This is a genomic window from Chromohalobacter sp. HP20-39 (assembly GCF_033052815.1).
GTDB lineage: Bacteria > Pseudomonadota > Gammaproteobacteria > Pseudomonadales > Halomonadaceae > Chromohalobacter.
This window is the reverse complement of sequence record NZ_JAWHTP010000009.1, coordinates 36,696-51,606: the sequence shown is the minus strand read 5'-3', so window position 1 is coordinate 51,606 and position 14,911 is coordinate 36,696. Positions and strand designations below refer to the sequence as shown.

14 protein-coding genes are annotated in these 14,911 nt (G+C 63.9%); 8 read left to right on the top strand and 6 right to left on the bottom strand.

All coding sequences use genetic code 11. The features are described from left to right. Window positions 1–24: 24 nt before the first annotated feature. Genes dapD through RVY79_RS14745 form a run of 3 tightly spaced genes read left to right on the top strand, consistent with a single transcriptional unit; the run spans window position 25 to window position 2,592 of the window. A complete protein-coding gene (gene dapD / locus RVY79_RS14755) occupies window positions 25–1,050 on the top strand; it encodes a 2,3,4,5-tetrahydropyridine-2,6-dicarboxylate N-succinyltransferase (RefSeq protein WP_317465147.1) in 1,026 nt (341 codons plus the stop codon). Next, window positions 1,037–2,194 carry a succinyl-diaminopimelate desuccinylase gene (gene dapE / locus RVY79_RS14750; RefSeq protein WP_317465146.1) on the top strand — a complete coding sequence of 386 codons (1,158 nt, stop codon included), beginning with the start codon at window positions 1,037–1,039 and terminating at the stop codon, window positions 2,192–2,194. The genes dapD and dapE overlap by 14 nt, the downstream gene beginning before the upstream one ends. A gap of 8 nt (window positions 2,195–2,202) precedes the next feature. Continuing rightward, entirely contained in the window at window positions 2,203–2,592 is a 390-nt protein-coding gene (locus RVY79_RS14745) for a hypothetical protein (protein WP_317465145.1), read from the top strand. A 77-nt stretch (window positions 2,593–2,669) separates the two neighbouring features. Here the strand turns inward: RVY79_RS14745 and RVY79_RS14740 are convergent, their stop codons facing one another. Further along, the gene (locus RVY79_RS14740) at window positions 2,670–3,137 is read right to left on the bottom strand and encodes a cold shock domain-containing protein (RefSeq protein WP_317465144.1); all 468 of its coding nucleotides are present in this window, start codon (window positions 3,135–3,137) and stop codon (window positions 2,670–2,672) included. A 183-nt stretch (window positions 3,138–3,320) separates the two neighbouring features. Here RVY79_RS14740 and RVY79_RS14735 point away from each other — a divergent pair, with 183 nt between their 5' ends. Continuing rightward, window positions 3,321–3,557, top strand: a complete 237-nt coding sequence (locus RVY79_RS14735; RefSeq protein ID WP_317465143.1) for a SlyX family protein — start codon at window positions 3,321–3,323, stop codon at window positions 3,555–3,557. Window positions 3,558–3,588: 31 nt separating this feature from the next. Here RVY79_RS14735 and RVY79_RS14730 read toward each other — a convergent pair whose 3' ends face one another. The 3 genes from RVY79_RS14730 to polA form a co-directional block, all read right to left on the bottom strand. Further along, a complete protein-coding gene (locus RVY79_RS14730; protein WP_317465141.1) occupies window positions 3,589–5,139 on the bottom strand; it encodes a DHA2 family efflux MFS transporter permease subunit in 1,551 nt (516 codons plus the stop codon). Then, on the bottom strand, window positions 5,140–6,198 hold the full coding sequence (locus RVY79_RS14725; protein ID WP_317465140.1) for an HlyD family secretion protein: 1,059 nt from the start codon (window positions 6,196–6,198) through the stop codon (window positions 5,140–5,142). Between the two features lie 191 nt (window positions 6,199–6,389). Next, the gene (polA, locus tag RVY79_RS14720; RefSeq protein ID WP_317465138.1) at window positions 6,390–9,164 is read right to left on the bottom strand and encodes a DNA polymerase I; all 2,775 of its coding nucleotides are present in this window, start codon (window positions 9,162–9,164) and stop codon (window positions 6,390–6,392) included. A gap of 180 nt (window positions 9,165–9,344) precedes the next feature. Between polA and RVY79_RS14715 the strand changes: the two genes are divergently transcribed. The 4 genes from RVY79_RS14715 to speA all read left to right on the top strand — a co-directional run bounded on the left by RVY79_RS14715 (window position 9,345) and on the right by speA (window position 13,081). Further along, on the top strand, window positions 9,345–9,623 hold the full coding sequence (locus tag RVY79_RS14715) for a DUF2782 domain-containing protein (protein ID WP_317465137.1): 279 nt from the start codon (window positions 9,345–9,347) through the stop codon (window positions 9,621–9,623). 96 nt (window positions 9,624–9,719) lie between these two features. After that, the gene (locus RVY79_RS14710) at window positions 9,720–10,685 is read left to right on the top strand and encodes a homoserine kinase (protein ID WP_317465136.1); all 966 of its coding nucleotides are present in this window, start codon (window positions 9,720–9,722) and stop codon (window positions 10,683–10,685) included. 99 nt (window positions 10,686–10,784) lie between these two features. Further along, window positions 10,785–11,090 (top strand): hypothetical protein, encoded by a 306-nt coding sequence (locus RVY79_RS14705; RefSeq protein WP_317465135.1) that lies wholly within the window; start codon window positions 10,785–10,787, stop codon window positions 11,088–11,090. A gap of 89 nt (window positions 11,091–11,179) precedes the next feature. Beyond that, a complete protein-coding gene (gene speA, locus RVY79_RS14700; RefSeq protein ID WP_317465134.1) occupies window positions 11,180–13,081 on the top strand; it encodes a biosynthetic arginine decarboxylase in 1,902 nt (633 codons plus the stop codon). Between the two features lie 23 nt (window positions 13,082–13,104). Here speA and RVY79_RS14695 read toward each other — a convergent pair whose 3' ends face one another. Further along, window positions 13,105–13,776, bottom strand: coding sequence for a fumarylacetoacetate hydrolase family protein (locus RVY79_RS14695; RefSeq protein WP_317465133.1), 672 nt, complete (start codon window positions 13,774–13,776; stop codon window positions 13,105–13,107). Between the two features lie 68 nt (window positions 13,777–13,844). Next, window positions 13,845–14,858: a GlxA family transcriptional regulator gene (locus tag RVY79_RS14690; RefSeq protein WP_317465131.1), complete on the bottom strand. Its 1,014-nt coding sequence runs from the start codon at window positions 14,856–14,858 to the stop codon at window positions 13,845–13,847. Window positions 14,859–14,911: the final 53 nt, after the last annotated feature.

Here is a 14,911-nt window from a genome sequence, read left to right as displayed (position 1 = left end):
TACCTGACCCACGAGGACTTCCCCATGCTGAGCTTTGCTCTCGGAACCGGCCACCAGAACACCCAAGGCGAGTGGCTGGACGTCTACTACCCGACGCCGCTGCTCAACCCCGATGACACCCTGGTCGCGGCGGCGCGCCAGGCACTGAACGCGCCGGTGGGCAATGCCGTGGTCAGCTTCCTGCCCGAGCACTGCCAGGCGCTCGCCGAGGCACTGCGCCAGGCCGGTGGTACCGAGCAAGCCGAATTGGCCGAGGCCTTCTCCGCCGGCCAGCGGCCACTCGTCGCCGTCTTCCTCGACGAGGACAACGCACCGGCCAGCGTGCCCGAGGTCTACCTCAAGCTGCACCTGCTCTCGCATCGGCTGGTCAAGCCTCACGGCATCAAGCTCGACGGCATGTTCGGCCTGCTCAAGAACATCGCCTGGACCAACGAAGGCCCCATCGATGTCGACGAACTTGGCGCACGCCGCCTCAAGGCGCGTCTCGAAGGCCGCCCGCTCACGGTCGACTGCGTCGACAAGTTCCCCAAGATGGCCGACTACGTGGTGCCCAAGGGCGTGCGTATCGGCGACACCGCCCGCGTGCGCCTGGGCGCCTACCTCGGCGAGGGCACCACGGTCATGCATGAAGGCTTCTGCAACTTCAATGCCGGCACCGAAGGCCCAGGCATGGTCGAAGGACGCATTTCCGCCGGGGTGGTGATCGGCAAGGGCTCGGATCTCGGCGGCGGCAGCTCGACCATGGGCACGCTTTCGGGCGGCGGCAACATCATCATCTCCATCGGCGAGGGTTGCCTGATCGGCGCCAACGCCGGCATCGGCATCCCGCTGGGCGACCGCTGCACGGTGGAAGCCGGCCTTTACGTCACCGCCGGTGCCAAGATCGCCGTGCTCGACGATCAGGGCGAGCTGGTACGTACCGTCAGCGGCCGCGACCTGGCCAACCAAAGCGACCTGCTGCTACGTCGCAACTCGCAGAACGGCCGCATCGAGTGCCTGACCAACAAGAGCGCTGTGGCGCTCAACGAGGCACTGCATGCCCACAACTGATCGCACCACGCCAGCGTCACCGACCCTGGCGCTGGCCTTCGAGTTGCTGCGTCGTCGTTCGGTAACCCCGGATGACGCCGGCTGCCAGGCGCTGATGATCGCGCGCCTGGAGCAGTTGGGGTTTCATGTCGAACGTTTGCGTATCGGCGAGGTGGACAACTTCTGGGCCACACGCGGTGACAGCGGCCCCATGCTGGTGTTCGCCGGGCATACCGATGTGGTACCCACCGGTCCCGAAAGCGACTGGGAACATCCGCCCTTCGAGCCGTGCATCGACGCCGAAGGCATGCTCTGTGGACGCGGCGCGGCGGACATGAAAGGCAGCCTGGCGGCGATGATCACCGCCGTGGAAGACTTCCTCGCCGCGCACCCGGAGCACCCCGGTCAGTTAGGGTTTTTGATCACCGCCGACGAGGAAGGCCCCGCCGTTCACGGCACCCGGGCAGTGGTCGAGCACCTGCGTGAACGTGGTATTGCCCCGGATTACTGCATCGTCGGCGAGCCCTCCTCCAGCGAACGCCTGGGCGATACCCTCAAGAACGGCCGCCGCGGTTCACTGGGGGGCGTGCTGCGCGTCAAGGGCGTCCAGGGGCATGTCGCCTACCCGCACCTGGCGCGCAACCCCGTGCACGAGGCGACCCCGGCACTGGCCGCGCTGGCTGCCGAGCACTGGGATGCCGGCAACGCGTTCTTCCCCGCGACCAGTTTCCAGATCTCCAACCTTCAGGCCGGCACCGGGGCCACCAACGTGATTCCCGGTCAACTGGAAGTGGTTTTCAATTTCCGCTTCTCCACGGAGGTCACCGCCGAGGCGTTGAAGGCGCGTACCGCCGAGATCCTGGACGGTTTCGCACTCGACTACACGCTCGATTGGACGCTCAACGGCGAGCCCTTCCTCACTGCCGAAGGTGCTCTGGTCGATGCCACTGTGGCCAGCGTGGAAGACATGCTGGGCTATCGGCCGCAGCTGTCGACCGGCGGCGGCACCTCGGATGGCCGTTTCGTCGCCACGCTGGGCGCGCAAGTCATCGAACTGGGCCCGGCCAACGCCACGATACACAAGGTCGACGAGCGCATACGCGCCGCCGACCTGGAGACGCTGAGCCGTCTCTATGCGACCATCATGCAACGCTTGCTTACCTGAGGCCCGCCGTGGAGCGCTACCCCGACATCGAGATCTATCTGGCCAACGCCGACATCGAGGCCGTGCAACGCTGGCTCTCCGAACACTTCGACGAACTACCCGCGCTGGTCAAGCGCGGCAAGTCCCAGTGGCGGGCCCGGGCACGTCACGCCGATAGTGAGATCCCCATTCTGCTGGTGACCCATGCCGCCGACGGCTTCTCCAGCCTGTGGTTCGACAGTCCGCATACCCCCTGGTCACGCGATGTGGACTGCGCGCGCGATGCCGCGCGGGCGCTCGGCTGCGAGGTGCGTTGCTCGTTGGGCGGATGGCAGCCCGGCGACGAGCCGGACCGCTTCTGGCGCGTCCGTGCGGACGGCGAGGAAGGCGCTATCGACTGGCCGGACTCGGGACAATAGCGCGACGCATGACGTGAAACGCCCCGTCCGATGCAAACGGACGGGGCGTTGTCATGCCTGCGTGGCAGGCTCTGCGGTCAGGAAATCACGGTCACATCATCGGCCTGCAGGCCACGTTCGTTCTCGATGACGTGATAGCGGACCTTCTGACCCTCCGCGAGCGTGCGATGCCCCTTTCCACGGATGGCGCGAAAGTGCACGAATACGTCCTCGCCACTATCGCGGGTGATGAAGCCGTACCCTTTATTGACGTTGAACCACTTCACCTCGCCGATCTCGCGGTCGTCGTTTTCCAGTTCAGCAAGATGCGCCAACTGGCTCGACCGCGGGGCCAAGGCCTGAGTGCTCAGCGTTCCCAACAACAACAGTACGAATACTGCCAAGGCCGTGGCGCTATAGGCGATGGCAATGCCATCGGCTTCGAGCAGCAGGGAAAACTCCAGCACGCTGCCGCTCAACGTCACGAACAGCGCGATCAACAGTGGAGAAGGAATGGCCAACAGGACACTGATGAAACTACAACGTAGGAATATCTTACGATTCATGGACCTCGATATCTCTTGTTGTCCGACGGAAACGCTCCTCTGCGCCTGGGCGCGTGCGGAGCCGACAGGGGTTGCGCAGTGAATACGCAACGCTATGAACACAACGTTTGAATACAATGCTTTTGAACACACTGCATAAGGTGCCAGAAAATGAACGGTGACACACCGCCAAGTGATTCTAACATGACCGAGGACACCACGCGCGACCGCCTCGACGCACTGGAAACCCGGCTCGCCTATCAGGAAGACTGGCTGGATACGCTCGATCGTGCCTTGGCCGCGCAAGACCGTCGCGTGGCTCAACTCGAACGCACTAATGACATGCTGCGCGAACGCCTGCGGAGCCTGCGTCAAAGCGTCGATCACATGAGCGATGACGACGTCCCGGCACCTGGCGACGAACTCCCTCCGCATTACTGAGCGGCCAACGTCTCGACCGTTGGCGCCTGGCTCAAGCGTGCTGGGGTTTCTTCAGCAGCAGAATCAACGGCGCCACCAGCAGGTACAACATACCCAGCCACAAGAAGATATCGTTATAGGCCATGACCATGCTCTGCTCGAGCAGGGTCCGCGCCAGCATCTCGACCGAGGCTGTCTGCGGGTCGCCGGTCGAGGCCAGCAACTGCTGATATTGCGCCTGGGTCGCGTTGACCACTTCGCGACCTTGATCGATGGCGGGAATCAGTTGATTCCAATGGTAATCCTCACGCCAATCGCGAATCGTGTCCAGCAACGCCAGGCCCACCGCCCCGCCGAGATTGCGCATCACGTTGAACAGGCCACTGGCGTTGCCGACCTCGCTTGGCGGCAGGGTGCCGAAGGCGATGCGCGAGGTCGGAATCAAGCACATCACCAGTCCCACCCCGCGCACCACCTGGGGCCAGAAGAACGCGTCGAATCCCGACTCGGCAGTCAAGTTGGCATTCATCACCGTGCCGATACCGGTCAACAACATGCCCAGCAGCAAGAGCCCCCGCAGGTCGACCTTGTCCGAGGCACGCCCGACCAGGGGCGCGGTCAAAAACATCGCCACCCCGGTCACGATCATCACCTCGCCGATCTGCAAGGCCGAATAGCCGCGCACGTTACCCAGAAACAGCGGCAGCAGATACACCAGGCCATACAAACCGATACCCACTACGAATCCCAGCCAGGCGCCCACGGCGAAATTGAGGTTGGTAAAGGCGCGTAGGTCGACGATGGGATGACGGTGGCGCAAGGTGCGCCAGAAGAACCCCGCCGAGGTGAGCGCGCAGACGAAGGCGGCGATAAGGATCGTGCGGCTGGCGAACCAATCTTCGCCGGGGCCTTCTTCCAGCGAAAATTCCAGCGTGCCTAAAAACAGCGCCAAAAGCGCCAGACCGATGAGATCGAGATGACGCAGCGCTCGATGATCAGGACGGTCGATATCCAGAAGTCGCCACACCGCCACCGACACCAGCACACCGGGCACGAGGTTGGCGAGGAATAGCCAATGCCAGCTCGCGAACTCGGTAATATAGCCACCCACGGTCGGCCCGATAGAGGGCGCCAGTGTCGCCACCAGGCCCATGACCGCCTGCACCGAGCCCATCATGCGCCGCGGAAAGACACTGAAGCTGATGGCATAGGCGATGGGGATCATCGCGCCCCCCATGAAGCCCTGAATGGCCCGCAGCACGATCAGCGACTCGATGGAATTGGCCATGGCGCAGCCGAGGCTCGCCAGCGTGAACCCCAGGCACGAGACCACGAAGGCCACCCGAGTGGACAGAATACGCGTCAGCATCCCCGACAGCGGGATCATGATGATCTCGGCGATCAGGTAAGACGTCTGAACCCAGGATATCTCGTCGGCGCTGGCCGAGACCCCGGCCTGAATCTCGTTGAGAGAACTGGCAACGATCTGGATATCCAGAATCGCCATGAACATCCCGAACACGGCGGCCACGAAACCCAGTTGGGTACGTCGTGAAGGTGCCTCCTGCGGACTCGCCGAGGCGGTTGCGGTCGCCTCGGCCATTTAGCCGTCGTCCTGGGTATCGGGGGCGAGGTCGCGCGTATCCACCGACGGCACCACCGAGAGGCCATCGCGCAAGCGCTCCAGGGCATCATCGGGGCCCGTCACACGGATACGCACCGGCACTCGCTGGACGATCTTATTGAAATTGCCGGTGGCATTGTCCTGCGGCAACAGGCTGAAACGCGCCCCCGTGGCGGGCGCCAAGCTATCGACGACGCCCTCGAACTCGGTATCGGGATAGGCATCGACATGCAACGATACCGGCTGCCCCGGCCGCATGCGCGCGATCTGGGTTTCCTTGTAATTGGCGACGACATAGGCCGAACGAATCGGTACCAGTTGCATCAAGGTCAACGACGGCTGGGCCAGCGTACCGACCTCGACCGTCTTGTTGCCGATCACACCCGCTACCGGCGCCGTCAGACGCGTCTTGTCGAGTTGGTGGCGTGCGTTGTCGACATCGGCCCGGGCAGACTCGATATTCGCCTCGGCACTGTCACGTTCGGCCTCGAGGACAGCGAGCTGCTTGCGCGATGACGCCAGCATGGCGCGTCGTGCCGCAAGCGTCGCTTCCGCGACCTGCACCGCCGCCTGATCATCCTGATAGGCCTGTTGAGAGGCGTAATTCTTCTCGGCCAGTCGCTTCGAGCGTTGGAGATGCAAACGCGCCTGTTCGAGATCCGCCTGCGCCGAGGTAACCTGTGCCTTGGCTTCGTCGATCGACGCGCGTTGCTGCTCGACCTGGCGACCGGCACTGATAGCGTTGGCCTGCGCGACGGCCAATGCCGCCCGGGCCTGAGCCAACTCGGACTTGGCATCGCTGGGATCGAGCTTCACCAGGACATCACCGGCCTCGACCCGCTGATTGTTGGCGACTGCCACTTCGGCGACACGCCCCGTCATCTCGGAGCGTAGCGCAACACTGTCGGCATGCACATAAGCGTTATCGGTCTCTTCGAAGAAACGGCCGGTCTGCCACCAATGTATCCCCCACGCCAGGGCCGCCAGCACCAACACGACCATTGCCAGCGCCGTATAAAGTCGCTTCTTGATTTTCATATATCCAGTTCACCGGACGGTCTACAGAGGTCGTGCAGGATACACTAATCCACCCAGCGGACGCTCGGGGAGCTGCCCTGGCGCTACTTATGTTGTCCCTGCTGTCCCACTTCGTCGAGGCGTGTCTGGGCGTCCTCGCGCTGTTGCTGCAGGTATTCACGCTCGCCCTCCGCCATGCCCACATGGCAACCTCAGTGAGCTTCGTCCCAGTTGGCGCCGGCGTTGGCTTCGACGGTCAACGGCACGTCAAGCTTAGCGGCGTCTTCCATGCGTTGACGGACGGCGTCGGTGAAAGCGTCGACCTGGCTTTCCGCGACTTCGAAGACGAGTTCGTCGTGAACCTGCATCACCATCCAGGCGTCGAAGTCGCCATCACGAAGCCAGCGGTCGACGTCGATCATCGCCAGTTTGATGATATCGGCGGCGGTGCCCTGCATCGGAGCGTTGATGGCGGTGCGCTCGGCGGCCTGGCGCCGGGTGCGGTTCTGGGCGTTGATCTCGGGCAGATAGAGGCGCCGCCCGAACACCGTCTCGACATAACCGTCGTCGGCGGCCTGGGCACGAATACGCTCCATAAAGCGTGCCACGCCGGGATAACGGTCAAAGTAGCGGTCGATGTAGGTCTGCGCCTGATTGCGCTCGATATGCAACTGCCGCCCCAACCCCCAAGCGCTCATGCCGTAGATCAGCCCGAAGTTGATGGCCTTGGCGCTGCGCCGTTGCTCGCCATTGACGGCGTCTAGCGCCACGCCGAACACTTCCGCCGCGGTGGCGGTGTGGATGTCGCGACCCTCGGCGAACGCCTCGAGCAATCCCTTGTCACCGGAGAGATGCGCCATGATACGCAGCTCGATCTGCGAATAGTCGGCGGCGACGATGCGATAACCGGGACGCGCGACGAAGGCCTGGCGAATCTTGCGGCCTTCGTCGGTGCGGATGGGAATGTTCTGCAGGTTAGGATCGGACGATGACAAGCGCCCGGTGGCCGTGACCGCCTGGTGATAGCTGGTATGCAAACGCCGGGTCGTGGGATTGACCAGTTGCGGCAGCTTGTCGGTGTAGGTCGACTTCAACTTGGCGAAGCCGCGATGCTCGATGATTACCTTGGGCAACGGATAATCCAGTGCCAGCTCCTCGAGCACCGCCTCGGCGGTGCTCGGCGCGCCCTTGGGCGTCTTCTTGATCACTGGGATCTTCAATTCATTGAAGAGGATCTCGCCGAGTTGCTTGGGCGAGCCCAGGTTGAACTCACGCCCGGCCAGCTCGTACGCACGCGTTTCCAATTCCCGCAGCCGCTTGTCCAGGGCGCGACTCTGGGTGTGCAGGCGCTCGGCGTCCAGTGCCACGCCGTTGCGTTCCATATGCGAGAGCACCGGCACCAACGGCAGCTCAATCTTATCCAGCACCGCCGCCAGGCGGCCTTCGCCGTCCACGCGTGGGCGCAGTTCACGGTGCAAGCGCAAGGTGATGTCGACGTCCTCGCAGGCGTAGGGAACGGCTTCTTCGAGTGCGACCTGATCGAAGGTCAACTGCTTGGCACCCTTGCCGGCGATCTCTTCGAAGGTGATGGTCTTCTCACCGAGGTACTTGAGCGCCAGCGAGTTCATGTCGTGGCGCGTCGCCGTGGAATCGAGCACGTAAGACGCCAGCATGGTGTCCTCGAGCCGCCCCGCGACCTCGATGTCGTAACGCGCCAGCACGGAGATGTCGTACTTGAGATTCTGGCCGATCTTGGCCTTGGCGGCGTCTTCCCACAGCGGTTTGAGCGCGGCCAGCACCGTGTCGCGGTCGAGTTGGTCGGGGGCATCGAGATAGCTGTGTGCTACCGGGATATAGGCGGCCTCGCCGGCCTCCAGCGCCAGGCCGATGCCGACGATCTCGGCCTCCATGTAGTTGAGGCTGGTAGTTTCCAGGTCAAAGCAGAAGATGTCCGCCTGCGCCAGACGATCGCGCCAGGCATCGAAAGCCTCCTGCGTGACGATGACATGATCCTCGCGCGACGCTGAGCCTGTGTCGGCCGCCGCCGGTGCGTCATCTTCCTCCTTCGCTGGCGCCCCCGTGGCCACATCATCGACGCCCTCGTCGCGCCCCTCGAGCAACTCGCCCAGCCAGTTCTTGAATTCCAGCTCGGTATAAAGCGCCTTGAGCGCTTCGCGGTCAGGATGCGCGATATCCAAATCGTCGAGCCCCACCGGTAGCTCGCAATCGGTCTTGATCGTCGCCAGTCGATAGGACAGGAAGGCCTGATCGCGATTGGCGTCGAGCTTCTTGCCCAGCGTCTTGGCGCCGCGAAAGTCGAGGGTCTTGATACGTTCGAGATCGGCGTAGAGAGTCTCGAGTCCACCCTGCATGCCTTGCAGCAGACCGAGCGCGGTCTTCTCGCCGACGCCCGGCACGCCGGGAATGTTGTCGACCTTGTCGCCCATCAACGCTAGATAATCGATGATCAGCGACGGCGGGATGCCGAACTTGGCCTCGACGCCGGCCACGTCGAGGGTCTCGCCCTTCATGGTGTTGACCAGGGTGATGTGCGCGTTGACGAGCTGCGCCATGTCCTTGTCGCCGGTAGAGATCACCGCATCACGTCCCGCCTCGGTAGCATGCCGTGCCAGGGTGCCGATCACGTCGTCGGCCTCGACGCCCTCGATGCACAAAAGCGGCAGGCCCAGTGCGCGGATACAGTCGTGCAACGGCTCGACCTGAGGCCGCAGGTCGTCGGGCATCGGTGGGCGGTGCGCCTTGTACTCGGCGTAGATCTCGTCGCGGAAGGTCTTGCCCTTGGCGTCGAAGACCACCGCCATGGGGCTGTCGGGATACTGCTTGAGCAGGCTCTTGAGCATGTTGAGCACGCCCTTCACCGCGCCGGTGGGATTACCCTTGGACGTGGTCAGCGGCGGCAAGGCGTGAAAAGCCCGATATAGATACGACGAGCCGTCGACGAGAACGATGGGGGGCGTAGTGGCCATGGCATCAGCATCCATTGAAAATTCGCGATGTCGTCATGATACGCAAGGCATTGCGCAGCGTCAGGCTAAACCCGGTTCACATGCGCCGAACGCACATGATGTGGGAGAATGACCTTTCATTACCTCAAAGGCTCGAGGCGCAATCTCACCGCATTTGCCCCGACAGCCGAGGAGACCGCCATGAAACGTCTCTCTATTATTCTCTGCCTGGGGCTCGGCCTCATTATCGGCGCCACTGCATCGCTTGCCGTCGCGCAGCCCTCCCCGGACATCACCGTGCGCCAGGACGATAACCGGACTATCAAGGAATACCGCGTCAACGGCGAACTCTATGCCATCGAGATCGTTCCTCAGCAAGGCGCCAGCTACTTCCTGATCGACGATGACGGCGACGGCAACTTCGAACGCCGCGATGCCTCGCGCGTCGAGGTGCCGGACTGGGTCGCCGGTGACGAATGATGTCGCCTGCCATACATCAACGTCCTCGCCAACGGCGGTAGGACTGCCCGCGCCAAGCGGCTACAATGCGCGCTTGGCATCCTGGGCGAGACACACATGGCCGTATTCACTCCTTTGACCGAGACTCAGGTCGCGGACTTTCTCGAACGCTTCGACGTAGGCACGTTACGCGCCCTGGAAGGCGTACCCAGTGGCACGGAGAACTCCACCTTCTTCGTCACCACCGACCAAGGGCGCTTCGTGCTCACCCTGTTCGAGCAGGGCGAAAGCGATGAACTGCCCTTCTTCGTGGCGCTGCTCGACTATTTCGACGAACACCGGCTGCCCGTCGCGGGGCCCGTTCACGACCGTGATGGCGTCGCCCTGCAAGAACTCGCCGAGCGTCCGGCGCTGCTGTTCCCACGCCTTCCGGGTCGGCATCCCGAATCACCGACACTCGCCCAGTGCCGCGAACTCGGCGATGCCCTGGGACGCATGCACAAGGTCTCGCAGCGCTTCGAAGGCCAGCGCCCCAATCCCCGCGACCTGCACTGGCTGGCCAGTGCGCAACACAAGGTCATGAGCTATCTTTCCGAGGCCGACCAGCGCTTGATGGGCGATGAGATCGATGCCTATCAGGGCATTTTCGGCGATGCCTCGTCGCTTCCCCAAGGGGCGATCCATGGCGACCTGTTTCGCGACAACACCCTCTTCGACGGCGACCGGCTGGGCGGCATCATCGACTTTTACAACGGCTGCACGGGCGATCTGCTCTTCGATCTGGCCATCGTCGTCAACGACTGGGCCAGCGACGCAGACGGCCACCTCAACCAGGAACGCTACGCGGCGCTGCTCGCGGCCTACCAGGCACGCCGCCCGCTGACCGAGGATGAGCAGGCGTTGTGGCCGGTCATGCTGCGTATGACGGCATTGCGCTACTGGCTCTCGCGGCTGCTGGTCGTCTACGTTGACCCGCCCGCGCACGACCTCACCCCCAAGGACCCCAGCCAGTACCGCAACCTGCTCTTGACGCGCCTTGAGCACGGCGCCCCGCCCTTGCCGCCCGCCAGCCAAGCGCTGTAGACCTTCTTTGCGCTGTAAGGTTTCTTTAAGAAACGCAGCATAGCCTGGAACCGTCATTGCCGGCGGAGCACGACGCTCCGCCTTGGACGGGAGCCCGCCATGCCCACCTTCACGCACATCGTTACGAGCGTACGCCCCCTTCGCGTCGTCTCTGCCGCCCAGCATCGCTACCTGCGCTACGGCTACGCGTTGCTGGCCCTGGCACTCACGGCCCTGTCCTGGCAATCCCAAGGCACGGTGCCCGCCCTAGTACTCACCTTCGGCCTGGGCAGTGCGCTACTGGGTGACGCTCTGCAACGCACAGGCGCGACTTCCGAACGCTTGGATGCCGCATTCGGGGAGGCATTAACGCATCTCGGCATGGCCAGTGTCGCCACTCTCGTAGTGCTGCTGCTTCTGCGCTGAACGCGCCCCTCTTTGCAGCCCTGCATGCGAGCGGCATAATGCCCCCCCGTTCGTTCACCGGGCCGCACCGGCCCGTCCAGGAGTGCGCCATGACCTCGCCCGCCGATCAGGCCCGCCGCACCTACAATATCGATCAGTGGGGCAGCGGCTACTTCGACGTCGACGATGCCGGCCATGCCGTCGTGCGTCCGCGAGGTAGCGATACCGCAGGCCCCGCCCTACCGCTCAAGGCTCTGGTCGACGAGTTGCGCCGCGCAGGATTGCGTCTGCCGGTGCTGGTGCGTTTCACTGACATCCTCCACGATCGTGTCGAGCAGTTGTGCGCCGCCTTCGACACCGCCATGCAGGATGAAACCTATACCGGCGGCTACACCGCCGTGTATCCCATCAAGGTCAATCAGCAGCGCCGCGTGGTGGAAGAAATGCTCGCCACCCAGGCGCGCGGCCATGGACGAGTCGGCCTCGAGGCCGGCAGCAAGCCGGAACTGCTGGCGGTGCTGGCGCTCTCCGGTGACGGTCCCTCGCTGATCGTCTGCAATGGCTACAAGGACCGCGAGTACGTGCGCCTGGCGCTGATGGGCGAGAAGCTCGGCCATCGCGTCTACCTGGTGGTCGAGAAACATTCGGAACTCACGCTGATCCTAGAGGAAGCCGCGCGCCTGCAAGTCACGCCGCGTATCGGCCTGCGCGCACGGCTGGCCTCGGTGGGCAAGGGCAAGTGGCAGAACTCGGGTGGCGAGAAGTCCAAGTTCGGGCTCACCGCCAGCCAGATTCGCGACGTCGTCGAACGCCTGCGCGACGCCGACGCCCTGGCCAGCCTGCAATTGGTGCATTTCCACCTCGGCTCGCAGATCGCCAACATTCGCGATATCCAGCGCGGACTGCGCGAATGCGCGCGCTTCTATCAAAGCCTGCGTGCGCTGGGCGCACCGGTGGATACCGTCGATGTCGGCGGCGGCCTGGGAATCGACTACGAAGGCACACGCTCGCGGAGCTTCTGCTCGATCAACTACTCGATGCACGAATACGCCAGCAACGTGGTGTGGGCCTTCCGCCAGGTCTGCGACGCCGAAGACTTGCCGCATCCGCACCTGATTTCCGAATCGGGGCGCGCCCTGACCGCGCATCACGCGGTGCTGATCACCAACGTCATCGGCGAGGAACGCTTGAGCGAGGAAACGCCCACGCAACGCCTCGACGGCGATGCCGAACTCGATGAACTATGGCGCGTACACGCCAAGCTGGATAACACGCAGGAACCGCGCGGCCTCGCCGAAGCCTACCACGACCTGGTGCAGGCCATTGGTGAACTGCAGGATCGCTTCGTGCTGGGTCTGGCTACCCTCGACGCACGCGCCGAGGGTGAGACGGTCTACTTCGCCGCCTGCCGACGCCTGAGCGCACAGCTCGACCCACGCAACCGCGCACATCGCGAAATCGCCGATGAACTCGCCGAGAAGCTCGCCGACAAGTTGTTCGTCAACTTCTCGCTGTTCCAGTCGGTGCCCGATGTGTGGGGTATCAAACAGGTCTTTCCGGTGCTGCCGCTCACCGGCCTCGATCGTCCGCCCACTCGCCGCGGGGTCATCCAGGACATCACATGCGACAGCGACGGGCGCATCGACTGCTATGTCGACGGCCAAGGGCTGGAAGCGACGCTCCCGCTGCCCGAATGGCAGGACGGCGAGGACAAGCTGCTGGGCCTGTTTCTGGTCGGCGCCTATCAAGAAATCCTCGGCGACCTGCACAACCTGTTCGGTGACACCGACGCCGTGGATGCCACGCTGGACGCTAACGACCGATGGCGGCTCAGCAATCACCAACAGGGCGATACCGTCGCCGACGTCCTGCGTTACGTGAACTTCGACGCCGACGAACTCAGCCAACGCTTGTCGCGCCAGCTCCGTGACAGCGCGCTGAGCGAGGCCCAGCGTGACGACTTCATGCGCAATCTCGCCGCCGGTCTGGAAGGCTACACCTATCTGGAGTGAGCGGGCGTGACGCCGCTCGCCCGTCACCGCGTCTGCGTGGACGCCTCCAGCCCGAACGAGCCCCACAGCGACAACTGGGCATTGCGGGGTAACGGCCCGACCCCGGCCGGCGTGCCGGTGAGCACCACATCGCCGGGCTGCAACGTGAAGTGCCGCGACATCTCGGCCAGCAGCGCGGGAATGGCGAACAGCATGTCGCGCGTCTCGCCGGTCTGACGGCGCTCGCCGTCGATCTCCAGTGTGAAGCGCAACGCCGCCCAGTCGGGGACCTCATCCAACGCCACGAACGGCGACAGCGGGCAGGCACCGTCGAAGGCCTTGGCGACTTCCCAGGGGTGGCCCTTTTCCTTCAATTGCGCTTGCACGTCGCGCAGCGTCAGATCCAGCGCCAGGCCGAGTCCAGCGACGGCACGCTCGGCCTGTTCGGCGCTGGCCTCGCTCAAGCGCTTGCCGATGAGCAGCGCCAGCTCGGTTTCGAAATGCACCTCACCACGCGTGAATTGCTCGGTGATGTCGCGTGCCATGGGCACCGCGCTGGTCGCGGGCTTGATGAACAATAGCGGCGCACTGGGCACCGGGTTGTCGAGTTCGCGGGCGTGCTCGGCGTAGTTGCGCCCCACGCAGACGATCTTGCCCAGCATATGGGGAAAGACACCGCCATCGGCCAGGCGGGTCACGAAGGGTTGGGCAGACATGCAGACTCCTTGCAAACGATAAAGCGCCGCAGGGGCGAAGCCCCGAGTCTAACGCGACCGCAGGCGCTTCACACGGTACCGCGTTCGGCCGTGGCGCTGGGCCGCTCGCCGAAACGTGCCTGGTAGACGCGCGAGAAGTGGGCCAGATGCACAAAGCCGCTGGTCAAGGCCGCCTCGGTGACCCGGCAACGGCTATCGGCGAGCAGGCGTCGGGCATAGTCGAGGCGCATCCCCACATAGCACTGCTTGGGCGTCTCGCCGAAATGTGCCATGAACAGGCGCGTCAACTGCCGCTGGGACTGGCCGATCAGGCGACATATCTCGGGGATCGACAAGACCTGGTCGAGGTGGGTTTCCATCACCGCCAGCGCGCGCACCACGCTGCGCGGCAAATTTTCCAGAGTGCGCGCTGCACCGGCCTTCCAGGCTTCTTCCTCGGAAACACGCTGGTGCACGAGCTGCCGCCCTACGGCGTTGGCCAGCGCCGGGCCGTAATCGTGCTCGATCCATTGCAGCATCATGTCGATGCCCGCCGCGCCGCCGGAGCCAGTCAAGCGCTGTCCGGCGAATTCGAAGCGTGCTTCGCTGACGCTGATATGCGGAAACTCCGCGCGGAAGGCCGGCACGCTCTCCCAGTGCAGCGCCACGCGATGCTGGTCGAGCAAACCCGCCCGGGCAAGGATGAAAGGCCCGGTATCGAGCCCACCGACACGCCCGCCATGCGCCGCGACGTGGCGCAACACCGCACGCTCGGCACCGGTCACGCTGACTTCCGCCTCGTACGAGGAAATCACCATCAGCAAATCGCCGGGAGCGTGTTCCGCCAGGACGCCCTCAACCTCGATGCGCACGCCGTTGCTGGCCACGACCGCCTCGCCATCCGCCGACAGCAGCCGCCAGGCGAACAGCTCGCGACCGAAGCGATTGGCCACGCGCAACGGCTCGAGCAGACAAAAAAGCGTCAACATCGAGAAATTGGGCACCAGCCAGACATTCACGGTATGCGCCGCGTCGCCGGGCCTGGGAACCGGCGGTTGCTCAGGACGGGGATAGGGCCAATCGGTTCGGGTATTCTCGCTCATGGCCAGAATCGTCTATTAAATGGCGAATTAGTGCAAATCCCGTTCGATCAATC